19 protein-coding genes are annotated in these 17,322 nt (G+C 70.9%); 13 read left to right on the forward strand and 6 right to left on the reverse strand.

Annotation, left to right across the window (positions count from 1 at the left end):
- Positions 1–19 precede the first annotated feature (19 nt).
- On the reverse strand, positions 20–346 hold the full coding sequence (locus tag Aco03nite_RS42470; RefSeq protein WP_203806893.1) for an STAS domain-containing protein: 327 nt from the start codon (positions 344–346) through the stop codon (positions 20–22).
- A gap of 128 nt (positions 347–474) precedes the next feature.
- Here Aco03nite_RS42470 and Aco03nite_RS42475 point away from each other — a divergent pair, with 128 nt between their 5' ends.
- Complete coding sequence (locus Aco03nite_RS42475) at positions 475–888, forward strand: ATP-binding protein (RefSeq protein WP_203806895.1); 414 nt, start codon at positions 475–477, stop codon at positions 886–888.
- Here the strand turns inward: Aco03nite_RS42475 and Aco03nite_RS42480 are convergent.
- Positions 861–1,292: a response regulator gene (locus Aco03nite_RS42480; protein WP_203806897.1), complete on the reverse strand. Its 432-nt coding sequence runs from the start codon at positions 1,290–1,292 to the stop codon at positions 861–863. The two genes, Aco03nite_RS42475 and Aco03nite_RS42480, sit on opposite strands and share 28 nt — an antisense overlap.
- A gap of 94 nt (positions 1,293–1,386) precedes the next feature.
- On the opposite strand from Aco03nite_RS42480, the gene Aco03nite_RS42485 reads away from it, so the two are divergent.
- The 7 genes from Aco03nite_RS42485 (at position 1,387) to Aco03nite_RS42515 (ending at position 11,403) form a co-directional block, all read left to right on the forward strand.
- A complete protein-coding gene (locus Aco03nite_RS42485) occupies positions 1,387–3,156 on the forward strand; it encodes a GAF domain-containing SpoIIE family protein phosphatase (protein WP_239145896.1) in 1,770 nt (589 codons plus the stop codon).
- A gap of 66 nt (positions 3,157–3,222) precedes the next feature.
- A complete protein-coding gene (locus Aco03nite_RS42490) occupies positions 3,223–3,552 on the forward strand; it encodes an STAS domain-containing protein (RefSeq protein WP_203806899.1) in 330 nt (109 codons plus the stop codon).
- A 63-nt stretch (positions 3,553–3,615) separates the two neighbouring features.
- The gene (locus tag Aco03nite_RS42495; protein WP_203806901.1) at positions 3,616–4,905 is read left to right on the forward strand and encodes a sensor domain-containing phosphodiesterase; all 1,290 of its coding nucleotides are present in this window, start codon (positions 3,616–3,618) and stop codon (positions 4,903–4,905) included.
- A gap of 566 nt (positions 4,906–5,471) precedes the next feature.
- Entirely contained in the window at positions 5,472–5,615 is a 144-nt protein-coding gene (locus Aco03nite_RS42500; protein WP_203806903.1) for a hypothetical protein, read from the forward strand.
- Positions 5,616–5,709: 94 nt separating this feature from the next.
- Complete coding sequence (locus Aco03nite_RS42505; RefSeq protein ID WP_239145897.1) at positions 5,710–6,114, forward strand: peptide chain release factor family protein; 405 nt, start codon at positions 5,710–5,712, stop codon at positions 6,112–6,114.
- A gap of 211 nt (positions 6,115–6,325) precedes the next feature.
- A complete protein-coding gene (locus tag Aco03nite_RS42510) occupies positions 6,326–9,871 on the forward strand; it encodes a GTPase (RefSeq protein WP_203806907.1) in 3,546 nt (1,181 codons plus the stop codon).
- On the forward strand, positions 9,868–11,403 hold the full coding sequence (locus Aco03nite_RS42515; protein ID WP_203806909.1) for a P-loop NTPase family protein: 1,536 nt from the start codon (positions 9,868–9,870) through the stop codon (positions 11,401–11,403). Before Aco03nite_RS42510 ends, Aco03nite_RS42515 begins: the two co-directional genes overlap by 4 nt.
- A gap of 31 nt (positions 11,404–11,434) precedes the next feature.
- Here Aco03nite_RS42515 and Aco03nite_RS42520 read toward each other — a convergent pair whose 3' ends face one another.
- Positions 11,435–11,896, reverse strand: coding sequence for a hypothetical protein (locus Aco03nite_RS42520; RefSeq protein WP_203806911.1), 462 nt, complete (start codon positions 11,894–11,896; stop codon positions 11,435–11,437).
- A 63-nt stretch (positions 11,897–11,959) separates the two neighbouring features.
- Between Aco03nite_RS42520 and Aco03nite_RS42525 the strand changes: the two genes are divergently transcribed.
- From Aco03nite_RS42525 to Aco03nite_RS42535, 3 genes are read left to right on the forward strand one after another with little or no spacing between them, the layout of a single operon-like run.
- Positions 11,960–13,165: a CysS/YqeB C-terminal domain-containing protein gene (locus Aco03nite_RS42525; RefSeq protein WP_203806913.1), complete on the forward strand. Its 1,206-nt coding sequence runs from the start codon at positions 11,960–11,962 to the stop codon at positions 13,163–13,165.
- Positions 13,166–13,212: 47 nt separating this feature from the next.
- Positions 13,213–13,623, forward strand: coding sequence for a nuclear transport factor 2 family protein (locus Aco03nite_RS42530; protein ID WP_203806915.1), 411 nt, complete (start codon positions 13,213–13,215; stop codon positions 13,621–13,623).
- 53 nt (positions 13,624–13,676) lie between these two features.
- A complete protein-coding gene (locus tag Aco03nite_RS42535) occupies positions 13,677–14,153 on the forward strand; it encodes a pyridoxamine 5'-phosphate oxidase family protein (RefSeq protein WP_203806917.1) in 477 nt (158 codons plus the stop codon).
- Positions 14,154–14,157: 4 nt separating this feature from the next.
- Here Aco03nite_RS42535 and Aco03nite_RS42540 read toward each other — a convergent pair whose 3' ends face one another.
- Together Aco03nite_RS42540 and Aco03nite_RS42545 are read right to left on the reverse strand one after the other, a co-directional pair.
- A complete protein-coding gene (locus Aco03nite_RS42540; RefSeq protein ID WP_203806919.1) occupies positions 14,158–14,916 on the reverse strand; it encodes a globin domain-containing protein in 759 nt (252 codons plus the stop codon).
- Positions 14,917–14,946: 30 nt separating this feature from the next.
- On the reverse strand, positions 14,947–15,519 hold the full coding sequence (locus tag Aco03nite_RS42545; RefSeq protein ID WP_203806921.1) for a DUF4240 domain-containing protein: 573 nt from the start codon (positions 15,517–15,519) through the stop codon (positions 14,947–14,949).
- 46 nt (positions 15,520–15,565) lie between these two features.
- Between Aco03nite_RS42545 and Aco03nite_RS42550 the strand changes: the two genes are divergently transcribed.
- Both Aco03nite_RS42550 and Aco03nite_RS42555 read left to right on the forward strand, forming a co-directional pair.
- A complete protein-coding gene (locus Aco03nite_RS42550) occupies positions 15,566–15,883 on the forward strand; it encodes a hypothetical protein (RefSeq protein WP_203806923.1) in 318 nt (105 codons plus the stop codon).
- A 10-nt stretch (positions 15,884–15,893) separates the two neighbouring features.
- Positions 15,894–17,120 (forward strand): hypothetical protein, encoded by a 1,227-nt coding sequence (locus Aco03nite_RS42555; RefSeq protein ID WP_203806925.1) that lies wholly within the window; start codon positions 15,894–15,896, stop codon positions 17,118–17,120.
- On the opposite strand, the gene Aco03nite_RS42560 is transcribed toward Aco03nite_RS42555, so the two are convergent.
- Positions 17,046–17,315: an AfsR/SARP family transcriptional regulator gene (locus tag Aco03nite_RS42560; protein ID WP_239145898.1), complete on the reverse strand. Its 270-nt coding sequence runs from the start codon at positions 17,313–17,315 to the stop codon at positions 17,046–17,048. The genes Aco03nite_RS42555 and Aco03nite_RS42560 overlap by 75 nt on opposite strands.
- Positions 17,316–17,322 lie beyond the last annotated feature (7 nt).

A 17,322-nucleotide genomic window follows, 5' to 3' on the forward strand; every position in this document is an offset into this window, starting at 1 on the left:
CGGGGCTATGCGCCGATGGTCATACCCCGGTGAGCACCTGCAGAACGCCCGCGACCTCGAGAGTTCGCCGGACCATGCCGCGCGGGCCGGCCAGACGGACCGTGACGGCACTCTCACCGGCGCTGTGCCGGGCCCGCATCAGCGCGCCGATGCCGGTGGAGTCGCAGAACCCGACCTCGGTGAAGTCCACCTGCACCGTGCGCACCCCGGGGGTCGCCGCGGACGCCGCGATCGCGTCGTACAGATCGCCGGCGGTAGCCAGGTCGACGTCACCGGTCACCGACAGGCGCGCGGTGCCGTCACCGCCGACGGCCGTGCTGATCGTCAGGGTTCCCTCAGGGGACATCGCGTACCGCCGGCCTTCCGTCGTTGGAACAGTTGTACCGCATCCCGGCCGGGATCCCTATCAGGCACAACCGGGCCAGTGCATGATCAACTGGCGTACGGCGCCGGGCTCCGGGTAGAACTACCGGCATGGACGACTTGAGGCTGCCTTTTCACCGCAGTCTCGACAGTGCCCGGATCCGGCACGCGGTCCGCGCGACGCTGCCCGACGACGTGGACGCGGACCTGGCCGACGACGTTCTGCTGGTGGTCAGCGAGCTGGTGCAGAATGTGGTGCACCACACCGCCGGCGGTGGCGAGCTGCGGCTGTCACACCGCGACGGCGCGATCGCGATCGAGGTCGCCGACGTCAGCACCGACCCGCCGCACATCCACGGCCCGGACGCGCGCCGGGTCCGCGGCCGCGGGCTGATGATCGTGGCCGCGGTGAGCCGGGCCTGGGGCACCCGGGCCAGGGACCAGGGCAAGGTGGTGTGGGCCGAGATCGACTTCCCCGGCCCACCCCCGGCCGCGGCTCACGGCAGAGTGGCCACCGCGCCGTAAAAGCGGTTGATCTGCCGGACCGCCTCCTCGAAACCGTCCAGGTCCATCGGCTTGGTGACGAACGCGCTGGCATGACCGGCGTAACTGGCCACGATGTCCGGAACCGCGTTCGACGTGGTCAGCACCACCACCGGGATCGCCGTGAACCGCTCGTCCTTCTTGATCTCCATCAGGACTTCCCGGCCACCCATCCGTGGCATGTTCAAGTCCAGCAGGATCAGATCCGGCCGGTTCGCGGTGGGGAAGCCGCCCTCCCGGCGCAGGTACTCCAGAGCTTGACCGCCGTCGCTGACGCGGTGCACGACAGGAGGAGTCGCAGCCCCCTGCAGAGCCTCCTCGATCATCATGGCGTCCGCGTCGTCGTCATCGACGATCAGGACATCGAGTGGCCGTGTACCGCTCACGCAATTCTCCTAAAACTGGTCAACCAGACGCGCCACTATAGCGCCGGAATCACCGCCGCGAGCCGACCGGTGACGGGTGTGTGAATATGCGGGTGTGCAGAATCAGGATCGGGACCGCACGGTGGCGGCACGGCGGACCGGACTGACAGCGTCCCCGGACCCGGCCTTCGACCGTTTCGCCTCCATGGTGCGCAACGTGCTGAAGGTTCCGGTGGCGCTGGTGTCGCTGGTCGAAGCGGACCGGCAGGTGTTCCCGGGCGCGCTCGGCCTGGCCGACCCCTGGCAGCAGCAGCGGCAGACGCCCCTGTCACACTCGTTCTGCCGGCACGTGGTGGACAGCGCCCAGCCCCTGGTGATCGAGGACGCCCGCACCGACCCGCGGGTCACCGGCAACCTGGCGATCACCGACCTGAACGTGGTCGGCTACGCCGGCATGCCCCTCACCGACGAGACCGGCCGGGTCCTCGGCTCGCTGTGCGCCATCGACACCGTCCCCCGGCAGTGGACCGCCGCCGAACTCGCCCTGCTCGCCGACCTGGCCGCCGCCTGCTCCGACAGCCTCCAGCTGCGGATCACCACCACCAGCGCCCGGCAGCACCAGGACCGGGCCGACGCCCAGGCCGCCCGCAGCCGGCTGCTGCTGCGCGCCAGCACCGCCCTGGCCGCCACCAGCACCGCCGACGACGTGGTCGACGCGGTCCGCCAGCTGGTCACCGGCACCCTCGACCCGGCGTACGTCGGCGTGTCGGTGCTCGACCGCTCCGGCCGGGTGAACCTGCGCTCCGGCCTGCAACTGCCGTCCCGCGTCGCCGAACGCTGGAACCGCTACACCCGCGGCGCCGCCACCCCGTCGGCGCTGGCGACCCGCACCGGCGTCCCGGTGCTGCTGCCGGACATGGCCGCCGTGCACGCGCTCACCCCCGACGCCGCCGAAACGTTCCTGGAGATGGGCTGGCAGTCCGGCGCCAGCGTGCCACTGCCCGGCCCGGACGGCCCGGTCGGCGCGCTCACGTTCGTGTGGAAACAGCAGTACCGCCTCGACGACGCCGAACAGACCGTGCTCGCCGCCCTGGCCGGGTACGTCGCCCAGGCACTGCAACGCGCCGACTACCTGTTCTCCCGGGAGAACGCCGCCGCCGTACTGCAGAAGGCGATGTTGAGCGACCTGCCCGACGCGCCACCGTTCGAACTGGCCGCCCGCTACGAGCCCGCCGCCCGCGGTGACCACGTCGGCGGCGACTGGTACGACGCGGTCCAGCTCGAACCCCGGCACCTGGCCCTGGTCATCGGCGACGTCACCGGCCACGACATGCGCGCCGCCGCCCAGATGGGCCGGCTGCGCAGCAAACTCCGGCTGCTGCTCGTCGACCGCAACGAGTCACCCTCCGGACTGCTGCGCCGCCTGGACACCGCCACCCGGGTACTCGGCGACCCGATCACCGCCACCGCCACCCTGGCCCTGCTGTCCCCGGAACCCGGCGGCGCCGACGGTTACCGCCTGCACTGGTCCAACGCCGGCCACCCCAGCCCGGTGGTCGCCTCCGGCGGCGCGGCGAGCACCCTGACCGGCCACGACCCGCTGCTCGGGGCCGGGCCGCGGATATCCCGGCACAGCCACACCCGGCACCTGCCACCCGGCGCGACACTGCTGTTCTACACCGACGGGCTCCTCGAAGTCCGCAGCCACACCCTCGAGGAGTTCGACGCCCGCCAGCGGGATCTGCACGACCGGCTGGCCGGCGCCGACGGGGTGCCGCTGGACGATCTGCTGGAGCGGCTCTACGAGGAGTTCGCCGGCGACGACCACGAGGACGACGTCGCCCTGCTCGCCGTGCGGCTGCCGCCCGGACCGGGCGGCGCGTAGCCTTGGCCCCCACAGCGACGCGGCTTGCCGGCCCATCGCATCCACCCTCGACGCGAGGACACGGCGATGACCGCAACACCGGCATGGTCGGCTGACGACGTCAGCCACGGCACCACCTGCACCGTCCTGCTGCACGGCGAACTCGACCTGGCCGCCGCCGACGAACTGCGCCGCCTGCTCGACGACCACCTCGACACGGCCGGCACCACCACGGTCATCGCCGACCTGTCCCAGGTCAGTTTCCTGGACTCCGGCGCGCTCGGCGCCCTGGTCGCGGTCCGCAACCACGCCGAGGACATCGGCCGCCACTTCGCCCTGCAGAGCCCCACCGCCACCGTCCGCCGGGTCCTGGACACCGGCGGCGTCTACGACCTGATGGTCACCCCGAACGAATGAACACTCCGGCCGCCCCCGGCTCAGTGGAGCAGTGCGGTCGCCGATAGGTGGATCATGGGTGCGATGGACACAGGGCACGCGTCGACAACCGGCGTCAGCCTGGACCATCTGCTGCGTGACGGCGGTCTGCACTGCGTCTACCAGCCGTTCGTCGACCTGGACTCCGGGGCGGTGCTGGCCTTCGAGGCGTTGCTGCGCGGCCCCGAGAACTCCGTCCTGCGGTCCCCGATGGCACTGCTGGACGCCGCTCGCGCCACCGGCCGGCTCGCCGAACTCGAACACGCCGCACTACAGGCGTCACTGGGGGACGCGGCATCGCTGTCCCAGGGGCACCCGGTGACGTTGTTCGTCAACCTCGAACCCACCACGCTGACCCGGCACCCGGACGTCGTGCTGAACGCGCTCGCCGGACGTGCCGCGCACGTGCAGGTGGTCGTCGAGATCACCGAACGGGCGCTGGCCGACGACCTGGCCGGCGTTCTGACCGGCGCCGAACAACTGCGCGCCGCCGGCTGCGCCATCGCCCTGGACGACGTCGGGGTGCACCCCGAATCCCTGGCCTTCATCCCGCTGCTGCGCCCCGAGATCGTCAAGCTCGACCTGCGGCTGCTGCGCACCGTCGATGACCCCGCCACCGTCACCGTCGCCGGAGCGGTCCGCGCGTACGCCGAACAGACCGGCGCCGAAGTCGTCGCCGAAGGCATCGAGACTCCCGGCGACCTGACCCGCGCCCTCGTCCTGGGAGCCACCCTCGGCCAGGGCTGGCTGTGGAGCCGTGGGGAACGCCGATTCCCGCCCTCCACCTTCCGGCCCGAACGCTTCACCGCCCACCCGATCGGCGCTGCCCTGCGCGCCACCCCCTACGAACTGATCGGCGCCGGCCGGCAGATCCGGCACGCACCCAAACACCTGCTCGTCCCGGTGTCGAAGACCCTGGAGATGATGGCCCTGCAAGCCGCCGTGCCGCCGGTGGTGTTCGCCGCCTTCGAACACGTCCGCTTCTTCCGGCCCTCCACCAGACGCCGGTACACCGAACTCGCCGCCCGCCTGCCGTTCGTCGCCGCCCTGGGCGTGGACATGCCCGGCGAACCCGCACCCGGAGTACGCGGCACCGGCCTGCCTATCCAGGACCCACTGGCCAGCGAGTGGACCGTCCTGGTGCTGGGCGCCCACACCGCGGCCGCCCTGATGGCCCGCGACCTCGGCGACACCGGCCCCGACGCCGACCGCCAGTTCGAATTCGTCGTCAGCTACGACCGAGCCCTGGTCACCGCCGCAGCACACGCGATGATCGGTCGCCTCGCCACGGCCGGAGAGCAGCCGGGTGGTCCCGGGAGAACGCCGCCGGGCTGACCGAACGATTATTCCTCTCGCTCCGGAAAGAAGGCGAACGTGTCAGGGGCGAAGCCGTCCCGGCAGATGAGTTCCGGCACGTCGTGGTCTCTGAGTCGCGCGATCGCGATCTGATTGCAAGCCGGTCCGGATAGCTGGCGCGTAAGTTCGGTAGAGGCGTGCTGGGGATCTCTCTTCCTGTGACCGCGCAGGTCTTGGAGCACGATCTTGCCTAGTCGTTCCCTCGGCCCTGCAAGGCTGCGAAGATCGCGTCGCTGACGCCGACGATCATACGAGCCTTGTCATCGTGATCCAGATCTTCGGAGTCCCAACGATCCATCATCTCGAAGAGAGATTCTAGGATTTGGAACATCAATTCCCAATGCGGTGGCGTATCCCTCGAGGTGGATACGCATGGCCCTCTCGACCTCGGGATCCAGGATCCCCGAGAAAAACCGGGTGCGCCCGGCGCTGGGAACCGGCATGATGCGTCCTCACCGGGGTAGCCGTCGGACGGCCGGCCCGGGTGTCGCCGTTGCCTCGTGGTCGCGGGGTGACGGGTGTCGAGCACTGAGGAGGTGCCGAGAATGTTCGTTCGTCTTGAGATTCACGCCACCGCCGGTGGCGCGGACGCTGAGACGTTCGCCGGTGAGCTTGCCGCAGCTGTGAGCCGCCACGCCGGTGTCGCCGTCGCCCGTGAGGGCCGGCTCGTCGTGCTCCACCGTCTTTGACCCCGTCTACGCAACACTGGCCGGCCGGCACTGCATCCAGCGTGTCCCCACGTCGGAGAAGAACGGCCGCCGCCACACCAGCGAAGTCGTCGTCGTGGCCCTGCCGAGCCGGAACGATCCCGGCGGCGCCCGCATCGACCGGGCGGACGTGCGGGTCGACGTCTACCGTGACTCGGGCCCGGGCGGCCAGCACCGCAACAAGGTGGAGACCGCGGTCCGGCTGACCCATCACCCCACCGGCACGGTGGTGACCGCAGTCGACTCCCGAAGCCAGCACGAGAACCGCCGCGTCGCCTGGCAACGCCTGCAGACCGCCCTCGACGTACGGGAGGCCGGCCGCCGGCACGCAAACCTGAACGCCGAACGTGCCGAAACCTTCGAACGCTCCCGTTCCTTCACCTGGACGGCGTGGCGCGACCAGGTGAAAACCGACTCCGGCCTCCGCACCAGCATGACCAAGGCCCTCGCCGGCCGCCTCGACCCCCTGCTCACCGACTGATCGAACGGCCCTGACGCGGGACCACCGCGTCAGGGCACCGCTAGGGTCGGCGGGTGCGTACCCGTGTCACCGGTGTCCGTGCCGAACTCGCGGGGAATAAGGGCTGGGCGGGGAACAAGGGCTGGGCGGGAAACAAGGGTATGGAGTGCGACACCGGGCGAGCGGGAAGTTGGGTGCATTGTCGACTGAGGCGGGGGCATTCGGGGATGCGGTGCGGGAGGCTGTCGAGCGGGGCCGGGCGGAACTGGCCCGGCTGGATGAGCTGACCGATCGCCTGACCGGGCCGATCAAGGACGAGCTGCAACGGCACCTGGAGCGGGAGCGGGAGTCGCTCGGGTCGTTCAACATTGCGTTCTTCGGGCGTACCGGCGTCGGGAAGAGCACTTTGCTGTCGGTTTTCGGGCGCCTCGACGGGGAGTACGTGTCGCCGTGGGGGGCCAGTGACTTCACCACCGAGGTGCAGCCGATCGTCTGGCGGGACTGCCGGCTCTACGACACGCCAGGCATCAACGGCTGGGGGCGCACCGGCTGCCGCGACGGCCTGGAGGCCAAGGCGCGGCAGGCCGTGGCGATCGCCGACATCGTGCTGCTCTGTTTCGACAGCCAGTCGCAGCAGGCGATGGAGTTCGAGAAGATCGCCTCCTGGATCCGGGATCACGGCAAACCGGCGATCGCCGTGCTCAACGTGCGTAACCCGCACTGGCGTCATCCGGCGCGCGCCCCGCAGACCGCGCACCTGGCCGAGGCGGTCCGGCAGCACACCGACAACATCCGCACCCACCTCGCGCAGATCGGGCTGCCGCACACACCGGTCGTCGCGATCCACAGCCGCCGGGCGCTGCTGGCCCGGGCGGCCACCCCGTTCCACGGCCCGAATCCGGAGGCGTTCCACCGGGAACGCGACGATTTCGGTACCGACTATCTGGACCACTGGTCGAACTTCGGCACCCTGGAGCGCCTGATCGTCGCCGCGATCGCCGAGGGTGGCGCCGACCTGCGGCTGGCCGCGTTGCGCGGCGACATCAGGTCCCGGGCCGAGCGGGCGATCGCCGAGCTGGAGGAGGCACGACAGGCCCTGGAGCAGGAGGCCGAGGCCCGGGAACGTGACATCGAGTCGCTGTTCGCCGTGGTCGGCTATCCGGAACACACTGACCTCCTGGCGGAGTCCGAGAAGGCGCGCGGCCGCCCGTACACCTCGCCGGTCGCCGGCACCCTGGATCGGTTCGTCCGCCACCTGGCCGCCTCGCACCTGTCGGCGGCCCGCCGGCAGTCGATGGCCGCCGCCGACGAGCTGATCCGGACGGCGTTCGAGAAGCAGATCGCGTACGACGAGGCCACGTTCCGGGACACCGTCTTCGACACCGGGGCGGTGGCGGCGGCGATGAAGGCGATCGAGGCGGACCGCCGGACGTTCCTGGAGCGCGAGTTGCGGGCCGCGGTCGACGACAGTGTGACAGGCGGCGAGGTGACGGCGGCCCACGGCGCGCCGGTCCGCGGTGACGAGGGCGGCGGCCGCACCGGCGGGATCGTCCGGGGCACCGGGATCGCGGTCGGTGCAAGCGCCGCCGCGGTGCCTCTGGTGGCCATCGCGGTGCTGTCGAACCCGATCGGCTGGGCGATCGGGGTGACCGCCGTCGGCATCGGGATCGCCGGGCAGGTCCAGCAGTACTTCGGCAAGAAGATCACCCAGAAGTCGGCCGACCTGGCCCGTGAGGCCCGCGCGCAGGCGATCGCGGACAGTCATCACGCCGTGGACCGCACGTTCGACGGCTACGAGGACGCCATCGTCGGCTCCAGCCGGCAGGCGGCCTGGTCGGTGCTGGCTCCCGTGGTCGCCGCGTCGCTGCGCGACGCCGTTCAACTGCGGACCGACCACGATCTGCTCGTACGCTCGATCGAGGCTCTGCGGGCCTACGCCGCCGCGATCGACCCCGCCCCGGCCTCGGCCGACGTCCTGACCCGGGCCCGGCAGCGGGTGGGGGAGAAGGCCCTGCTCGGCGAGGACGGCACCGGCGACGACACCGTCCGTCACCCGGCCCCGATCGACCCGGCCGTCCACGCCCTCTACGCCGACCGCCGCGACCAGGACCGCACCCGCCTGTCCCGGGCGATCACCGACTCCTGGAACAGCCCACCGGCGGCGACCATCGACACGTGGCGTGACGACCTGGCGACCGCGGCCGGTCGTGACCCGGAGCTGTCCGATGTCGTGACCACCTTCGACCGGGTCGCCGCGGCGCGCCCGGCCATCGCCGTGCTCGGCGACTACAACTCGGGCAAGTCGTCGCTGGTCCGGCGGATCCTCGTCGACAGCGGACGGCAGCCGTCCACCACGTTCGACATCCGCGCCACCGCCGCGACCGCGGTCGCCACCCGGCACGAGCTGGCCGGTGTGGACCTGATCGACACCCCCGGTCTGCAGAGCGGCGACCCCGACCACGACAGTGCCGCGTTCGAGCAGGTCACCGAGGCGGCACTGGTGTTCGTGGTGGTCCACATCAACCTGCTGATCGGCGACACCGCGGCACTGGAGGAACTGGCCCGGGGTCCGAAGGGCACCCGGATGCTGTTCCTGATCAACAGGTGCGACGAACTCGGCGTCGACCCGTGGACCGAGCCGGAGGCGTTCCTGAACCTGCAGGACCGCAAACGCGAGGAACTGCGGGCGGCTCTCGCCTCCCGGGGCATCGACGTCGGCACCGACCGGATCCACTGCCTGTCCGGTGACCCGTTCGGGCTGGCCGGTGCGGCTGCCACGGCGGAGTCCGCGGACTTCGACGGGAATCGGGGCTGGGACGGCGTACCGGCAATCCTCGATGTTGTGAAGGATCTTGACGGTGGGCGGCGGACGGCGGCTTTCGACGCGGCGGTCACCGCCCTGGACCGGCACCGGGACACTCTCTCCCGGCAGCGGGACGACGACGCGGCGGACCTGGACCGGGCCGAACCGGTGATCGCCACCCTGCAGTCCGCGGTCAACGACGCCGAGCTGCTGGAGAACTCGCTGCGGGAGGACGCCCGGCGGGTGGTGAACCGGCACGCGGTGACGGCGAAGGCCGAGGTCGCGACGGTCGGCCGCAAGGACGCCAAGAAGCTGGAGCTGCTGGCCGGGGCGTGGTGGGCGACACCGCGGTTCCAGGCCGACCTGGAGCGCTACCTGGCCGACGCCGCCCGCAAACTCGGCGAATGGCACAGCGACCACGTCGCGGCGATCGGGCGGGAGATGCGGGCCGCCGAGTTCCAGGTCGCGCCGGAACTCAGCGCCGGGTTCACCGCCCGGGCCGGCGCCTGGCACGAGACCGTGACCGGGAGCACCGGCACCGTCGTGGGCGCCGCCGCGCAGATCGCCGGAGCGCTCGGCACACGGGACGCGGTGTACGCGATCGGCAAACAGCTCGGCCACAACTTCCAGCCGTGGGGCGCGGTCCGTGGTGGCGCCAACGTCGCCCGCGCCGGGGTGGTGCTGGGGGCCATCGCGACCGCCGCCGACGTGGTCACGATGGCCACCGACGCCCGCCGGGACGCCCGGCACAAGGTTCAGCAGGAGGAGGCGGCACGGGCCATCGACGCGGCGACCGAGCCGCTTGTCGAGCAGATCGTGCGCGCCGGCCCGGTCGGGCATCTCCAGCAGACCATCGGCGAGCTGACGGCGCTGCTCGACGAACACCTCGAACGGGCCGCGTCGCTGCGGCAGCGGATGGACACGACGACGGCCCGGCTCGACATCACGGGCGGCCTCATGAAGGGGAACGAGTGACAGTGGTCGACATCGACGCGGTACGGAACTGGCTGGGCCGGCTGCCGGGCGGCTCACTGGCCGGGCGGTACGGCGACGACTGGGACACGTTCGCGGCACTGGACCGGCCGGTCGTCACGCTCTTCGGCGCGTACGACACCGGCAAGAGTTCGCTGCTGCGGCGGTTGATCGTGGACACCGGCGGCAGTGTGCCCGGCTGGCTCACGATCAGCGCCCGGCACGAGACCTTCGACGTCAACGACACCGCGATCGGCGGCTGCGTCGTCAGGGACACGCCCGGGTTCACCGCCGGGGCGGCCGATCCGCGCGCCCGCACCAACACCGGGCGGGCCCTGGCGGCGATCGGGTTGACCGACATCGGTGTCGCGGTGCTGACCACCCAGCTGGCGACCGCCGAACGGGACCTGCTGCGCGAGCTGATCGCCCGGGACTGGCCGGCCGGGGCGCTGTGGTTCGTGGTGTCCCGCTTCGACGAGGCCGGGGCCGATCCGGAGTACGACCTCGACGGTTACCGGGAACTACGCGATCACAAGGTACGTGAGCTGCGGGAACTGTTCGGCATCGGAGAGCACGTGCCGGTCTTCGTGGTCGCCCAGGACCCCTATCAGACCGGAGGACCGGAGAGCGGACTCGACCGTACGACATGGGACGCCTTCCGATCCTGGGACGGGATGGAGGCGCTGACCGATGCCGTGCGGGCGGTGTCCCCGGCGGGGCTGCCCGGGTGGCGTGCCGCGGCCGGGCAGCGCTACTGGGCGGCCGCACTGGCCGGGACGTTGACCGAGCTGCGCGGGCAGTTGGCCGACTACACCGCACAGGCCGCCGTCGCTGCCCGGGGAACCGAGCGCCGGGACGGCTGGCTGAGCGAACTCGACACTCTGGACCGGGCCGCGCACGCCGCGCTGGACGGACTGGTCGACGAGGTGATGCGCCGTCCCCGGGAGCCCGGCGCCGAGATCCAGCAGACGCTCGACACCTGGTTCAGCAGGCACGAGGCCCGTCTGCAGCGGCTGCGGCAGTCGATCCGCAAGACCCGTGACCGGGAACGGGCGCAGCCGTCCTGGCCCGGGTTCGCCGCCCTGGTCACCACCCTGGAGAACCGGGAACAGACCGCTCCCGCGGCCGTCGCCGGGCATGTCGAGTCGGTCGGCACCATGATGCTCAGCGTCCTGAAAGCCGCCGGCGACGTGACCCGGGGAAAATCGGCCGCGGCGAAGCGTCTCGCCGCCCTCGGTGAACACCTCGGCACCGCCGAGGCCGTGCTGCCGCTCGCCGTCTACCTGGCGAAGGTCGTTGACGACCGGCGGGCCGACGGCGCCCGCCTGAACCACGACCGGGCCGCCGCCGACCAGCGGCAGCAGGTCGCCGCGGAGTGCACGCGGCTCGCCCGGGAGATCTGGCAGCCGTACGTCGACGAGGTCCGCGACCAGATCATCGCCGAGACCGCCGACCAGGCCGACCTCGACGCCAGCCTGCGTGAGCTGGTCGCCGGCCTGCAGGCGGCGGTGACGGCCGGCGAGCGCCTCACGTAGTCAGCGCTTGCGACCGCCGGCCCCGCCGTCCCTAACGCAGCGCGCCGGCGACCGTCGGCCGGAAGCCGTCCAGCAGGGCCCAGAGCCGGGGCTGCCGTAGCGCGGCCCCGGCCACCAGCGGATCGGTGTGCCGTAGGAACGCCAGGTGCCGGCAGGCGTGCGCGGCCACCGCCGTCCGCTCCACGTGCGCGGGGGAGGGCGACAACGGATCGTCACCGGATACGATCCCCGTCGCCGGGTCCAGGTCGGTGGCGTCGTGCGGATCCGGGTCGGGCAGCGCCACATAGGTCAGCACGATCCGGCCCGCCTCGAACCGCCACGACGTCGAATGCAGCACGTCCACCTGACCGGAACCGGCCAGTCGCCGGGCGACCTCGTCGGGATGGACGTCACCGTCCAGGCGGTGTTCACTGACCCGGTAGGTCAGGCGCGCGCCGCGCATTCCGAGACGGAACACCTCGACGACTGTCGAGCCATCGGTAGTGAGATCCACAACGCCATACTGCTGCAATTGCCAGATCATGGCAACAAATGCTCCCCTGGAGGTGACGGCTCCGTGCTGACAATCATGGGATCGGGTGAGACGAGTCCCACCATGGTGAGCGTCCACCGGGCGGTCGCCGCGGGACTGCCGGGCCGTCCCGCCGCGGTGCTCATCGAAACCCCGTACGCGTTCCAGGAGAACGTCGCCGACATCTCCGCGAAGGCCTGCCAATACTTCGACCGCAGCGTCGGCCTGCACGTGACCGTGGCCCCGGAGACCGACAATGATCAGGCGCTGGCGATGACGCGTACCGCCGACTGGTTGTTCTGCGGCCCGGGCAGCCCTACCTACGCGCTACGCCGCTGGACCGGCAGCCCCGTCGCCCAGGCGCTGCACGACCGGTTCCGGCGGCGCCGCGGTCACACCGTGTTCGCCTCGGCGGCCGCCGCCACCCTCGGGCGCTGGACCGTGCCGGTCTACGAGATCTACAAGTCCGGCGCGGACCCGTACTGGGCCGACGGCCTCGACCTGCTGCGCCACCTGGACCTGACCGTCGCCGTCGTCCCGCACTACGACAACCGCGAGGGCGGCACCCACGACACCCGCTTCTGCTACCTCGGCGAACGCCGCCTGCGCCTGCTGGAACAGCACCTGCCCGACGACGCGGCGGTCCTCGGCGTCGACGAGCACACCGCCGTCCACATCGACCCCGGCGCCGGGCAGGTGCGGGTCACCGGCCGCGGCGCCCTCACCGTCCGCCGCCACGGCGCCGACACCGTCTTCCCGTCCGGGTCCGCTTTGTCGCTCACCGAGTTGCGGGCCCTGGCACACCGAGGCGCGGCCGTACGATCAACGCCCCCTCCCGTGGCCGGGACGCCGGAGACCCCGCCCACCGTCTCGGAGACGGCCGCGACGTGCGAGCGCCGTTTCGACGAGGCCCTGGCGGCCCGGGACGCCGACGGCATGGCCCGGGCGGTCCTGGACCTGGAGTCGGCGGTCCACGCCTGGAGCACCGACACCGAGCTGGACGACGGCGCCGACCAGGCCCGAGCCGTCCTGCGCACCCTGATTCTCCGCCTGTCCCGCACTGCCACCACCGGCCTGACCGACCCGGCGGCGTTGCTGGCCCCGCTGGTGCAGCCCCTCCTGGACCTACGATCCGGCCTGCGCAGCCGCCACGACTACGCCACCGCCGACGCACTCCGCACCGCCCTGTCCGCCGCCGGCATAACAGTCCAGGACGACAACGGCCAGGTGACCTGGACCCTCTCCCGTTGACCGAATATGGGTTGACCTCCGGAGCGTGGTCCCGAACGATCATCGGCATGGATGTCGGGACTCGGGAAACCGTTGGTGAGTTGCTGGGCCGCATGGCGGCGGGGGATCACGACCGGACGGCGGAGCTGTTCGCTGAACCGATCGACTGGCAGCTGGACTGGCCCGCGGAGGGGCATCCGGCGGTGCCCTGGATCCGGGCGCGATCCAGCCGGGCCGACGTGGCCGACCACTTCGGGACCCTGGAGCAGTTTCACGTCCCAGAGCTGAACGCGACCGAGGTGACCCGCATCCTGGTCGACGGCCCCGACGCCGTGGTGCTCGGGACGATCGCACAGACCACCCGGGGCGGCAGGGCGTACACCTCGGCGTTCGCCCTGCACCTGACGGTCGAGGCCGGCCTGATCACCCGTTTCCACATCTACGAGGACAGCCTCAGCGTCCTGCGGGCACACAAATAGTAAGTTTGTAGATTATCCTCAACCGGACGTTAACCGGGAGAGGCGGGAATTCCATGGCTGACAGTGCGTACGGGCCGGGGCAGGGGCCCAGCGCACGGCCGCTCGACGAGGCGGAGGCGCTGCGGATCCTGGAGCGGCAGCAGTTCGGGGTGCTGGCCACCGTCAAACGTGACGGGCATCCGCACCTGGCGTCGATGGTCTACCAGTGGGACGCCGGCCGGCGCCGCCTTCGGTTCTCCTCGGTGGACGGCCGGATCAAGGTGGTGCACCTGCGCCGCGATCCGCGGGCCACGCTGCACGTCCAGGGCGACGACGTCCTCTCGTACATGGTCGCCGAGGGCAGGGCGACGGTGTCCGAACCGAGCCGACGCTCCGGCGACGCAACCGGCCGGGAGCTGCTGGAGATGGCCGGCGACCAGCCCGAGGCGACCCTCTACCTGGACCAGATGGCCAAGGAGGGCCGCGTCGTCATCACACTGCAGGTCACCCGGTTGTACGGGGTCGCCCTGGACGGTCCCGCTGAGGAATGATGGCTCAGCCCTGGTACGGCGGTGCCACACCCCAGCCCCAGTGGGGGACCGGCGCCTGGTGGGGTGGGGTGGCTCCGGGCTGGGAGTTGGCCAGGGCCAGGCGGGTTCCCCACTCGATGTAACCGGCGAACGCGGCCCGGAACTCCGGGTCGTCCGGCAGTCCCACCTCGTCGGCGGCGTCCATCAGCAGGCTCACCCAGCGGCGGCGTTGCGGCTCGGTGATGGACCTGCCCAGGTGCTGGCCCAGCATGTGGGGGTAGCCGCCGCGTTCGTCGGTGTAACGCGACGGTCCGCCGAACACCTCGGACAGCCACATCGCGACATAGCGGGGGTGCCCGGGATCCATGTGGGCGAACAGCGGGCCGATCACGTCGTCGACGAGAACCTTCTCGTAGAAACGGCTGGTCAGATTCTCGAACGCTTCCGCGCCGCCGGCCCACTCGTACAGCGAAGGAGTGGCTCTTCCAGTGCCGCGGACGGTTGTCGGCTCGTAGTGGCGCATCTCCTCGATCGCCTCGATGTACGGGCGGATCTCGGCGAGGAAGCCGGGGAAGAGGTCGCCGGTCCGGAACCCCTTCAGGTGGTCTTCCGGTGAGGTCCAGGTGATGCGCAGAATGTAGGCGGAGGGTTCCTCGGTGCACCGGCTCAACTCGAAGTCGGCACACTGCGGCGCCTCGGCCAGGAACCGTGCCGCCCGCCGATAGGCGTCCTCGAAGGCCGTCGTGTCGCCAGGGATCCGATACCGGATGTACTCGACCGTCATACCTCCACCATAGACGGTGTAATCATGTAATCAAGATGGTGCCGCGTTCCCCTCCGTGAACAAGGTCTCCAGGCGTGGTAACCGCACGTCCGCCGATGCCGGGGCCGGGTCGCGGTCGTCGGGCAGCAGCTCCCACATGCGGTCGGTCTCCTGCCACAGTTCGTCCTCTGATCCGGTCAGTTGCTCGTAGGCCCGGTAAGCGGCGTACTGGAAGTCCTCGGCCAGCAGGGCGTACTCGTGGAGTGCTCCGGCAGCCATCCGTCGTACCGCGGGATGGTCTGCCAGGTTGTCGGGGTCGGCGACGACCAGGTCGTACCAGTGCCGGCCCAGCCCCACCAGGCCCGCGCAGAAGTCGGTGAAACCATCGTCGCCCACTCCGGTCGTCAGCAGACGGCACACCCGATGGATACCGTCCAGGTCGGCGACGCGGCCCCGTAGGCGTGCGAAACGAACCTCGAACGCGACGATCTCGGGAAGGCTCAACCGGGTCAGCCGCGCGATGAGCGCGTCACCCAGAAGATCGTCCAAGGAGCCGGTGTCTCCGTCGAGGTTCACGTCGGCTCTTGCGGCCTCGATGATCTCCCAGCACTGATCGGTGTTCACGGCGGAATGCTCGCACGGCGGATGATCATTGCGGCATCCTGCTGTGGTGGATACGCCGGAACTGATGCATCTGCGCCTGTTCGCCGAAAGCTCGGTGGATCGGAGCGCCGACCTCGCCGCGGCCCTTGTCCGCAGCCTCGCCGGTTACGGCGCGGTCCACGTCAGGGAGTCAGGCGTCTACTGGAAGATCCCCGCATACCTGGAGTTCAACGCCGATCTCACCAGCCTCCCGGCGGCCGTCGACCAGTTGAAGGCGCTCGAACCCTCGGGCTGGTCCGGCGACGTCTGGAACCACCGGCCCGACGGCCCGCCGTTCCTGGTTCCCGAGATCCGCTGGGCCTGGCTGACCCACACCACAGTGTAGAAAGTACGGGGTGAACATCCGAGTTGGAGGAATCGCCCTCTCCGCGGCGATCGGTGCACTGGCCGGAGCCGCCCTGTCCAGAAGCGCACGGGGCGCCGCAGTGGGCGCAGCTGTCCTGGCCGGCACCGAGGCAGTGGCCCGCGCCAGGCAGCGCCCCGGCGAGATCCCGGCCTGGTGGTCGCGGGTGGCGATGAGCGGTGCCGCCGCGGCGATCGGCGGCGGCCTGGTGAGGAACAGCCCACCGCTGCCGGTAGGAATCGCCGCCGGCGCACTGGCCGGCGCCCTCGGCCTACGCCCACAGAAGGTGCTGCTGGGCCCGGTGGTAGGAGCCGCCGCCGGATTGCTCGCCCCGAGAAACGCGAACCCCGCCGTGGTAGCCGCCACCGCAGTGGTCGGATTCCGGGTGGTGTCCGCCCTGCTCTTCCGAGACCCCCAGGTGAGCCTGCTGGCCGAACGCGCCCAGGCCGACGATCTGCCCTTCGTGGTCCCGCTGGAGGCACGCACCAACCGGGTGGGCACCGGCTTCGTCCGCGAACTCGCCGACGTCCTGGGCGGCAGATACCAGGCCGACGCCGAGGACGAGGGCATCGTCGCGTCCCTCGACGAGCTGGCCGGCCCGCAGTTCGACCCGGCCGGCGTCGACCCCCTGGTGCGCGAGTTCTACGAGCACACCAGCCGTTTCAAGCTGACCATCGTCCCCGAGTGGCGGCTCTGGGTCCGCCCCGGCTACCTGCTCTACCGCAACCTGGTGGCGCGCCCGCTCGGCCAGGCCAACGTGCCGATGAACCAGCGTGAGACCCTGCGCGGTGTCCGCAGCCGCATCGACACCATCACCCTTGAAGATCAAGAGCTGGTTGGCGTACGGGGATGGATCCGCTCGTTCGCCGACAACGACGAACCGATCTACGTCGGCATCTACACCACGTACCGGCACGACGACCGTGGTTATGTCAGTGTCGGCTTCCCGGTGCCGCGGGGCAGTTTCACCGCCACCCTGCTGCCGCTGCCCCGCCCCGGTGGTGGCCTCGTGCTCACCAGCACCAGCGACCTGGCCCACCCCGGCCACTACCTGACCGCCATCGACCCGGAGACCCGCGACCTGACCACCCTGGCAGTGCACGGTTTCACCGAGCGGCTCGACGTCCACACCGACACCGGCCGGTTACGCGCGGAGCACGCCTTCGCTTTGTACGGCCTCCCGTTCCTCACCCTGCACTACACGATCGACCGCATCTGACCAGGGAGACAGGATCCGCCGGTGCGCCTCCCGCAACGCCGGCCCGGGGTCGATGCCCAGCTCTTCGACCAGCAGCCCGCGCACCGCCCGGAACGTGGCCAGGGCCTCGGCCTGCTGACCGGCCGCCGCCAGCACCGTGACGAGACACGCCTGTACCGACTCGTGCAGCTGGATGCGCAGATCGTCGACAGACACCACTTCG

The sequence above is a fragment of the Actinoplanes couchii genome, from assembly GCF_016862075.1.
Lineage (GTDB): Bacteria > Actinomycetota > Actinomycetes > Mycobacteriales > Micromonosporaceae > Actinoplanes > Actinoplanes couchii.

Excerpts from the sequence above, each read along its gene's own strand:
- Aco03nite_RS42535 (WP_203806917.1), top strand. The coding sequence starts at position 13,677 with ATGGCTGACAGTGCGTACGGGCCGGGGCAGGGGCCCAGCGCACGGCCG.
- Aco03nite_RS42530 (WP_203806915.1), top strand. The coding sequence starts at position 13,213 with ATGGATGTCGGGACTCGGGAAACCGTTGGTGAGTTGCTGGGCCGCATG.
- Aco03nite_RS42490 (WP_203806899.1), top strand. The coding sequence starts at position 3,223 with ATGACCGCAACACCGGCATGGTCGGCTGACGACGTCAGCCACGGCACC.
- Aco03nite_RS42475 (WP_203806895.1), top strand. The coding sequence starts at position 475 with ATGGACGACTTGAGGCTGCCTTTTCACCGCAGTCTCGACAGTGCCCGG.
- Aco03nite_RS42500 (WP_203806903.1), top strand. The coding sequence starts at position 5,472 with ATGTTCGTTCGTCTTGAGATTCACGCCACCGCCGGTGGCGCGGACGCT.
- Aco03nite_RS42495 (WP_203806901.1), top strand. The coding sequence starts at position 3,616 with ATGGACACAGGGCACGCGTCGACAACCGGCGTCAGCCTGGACCATCTG.
- Aco03nite_RS42470 (WP_203806893.1), bottom strand. The coding sequence starts at position 346 with ATGTCCCCTGAGGGAACCCTGACGATCAGCACGGCCGTCGGCGGTGAC.
- Aco03nite_RS42540 (WP_203806919.1), bottom strand. The coding sequence starts at position 14,916 with ATGACGGTCGAGTACATCCGGTATCGGATCCCTGGCGACACGACGGCC.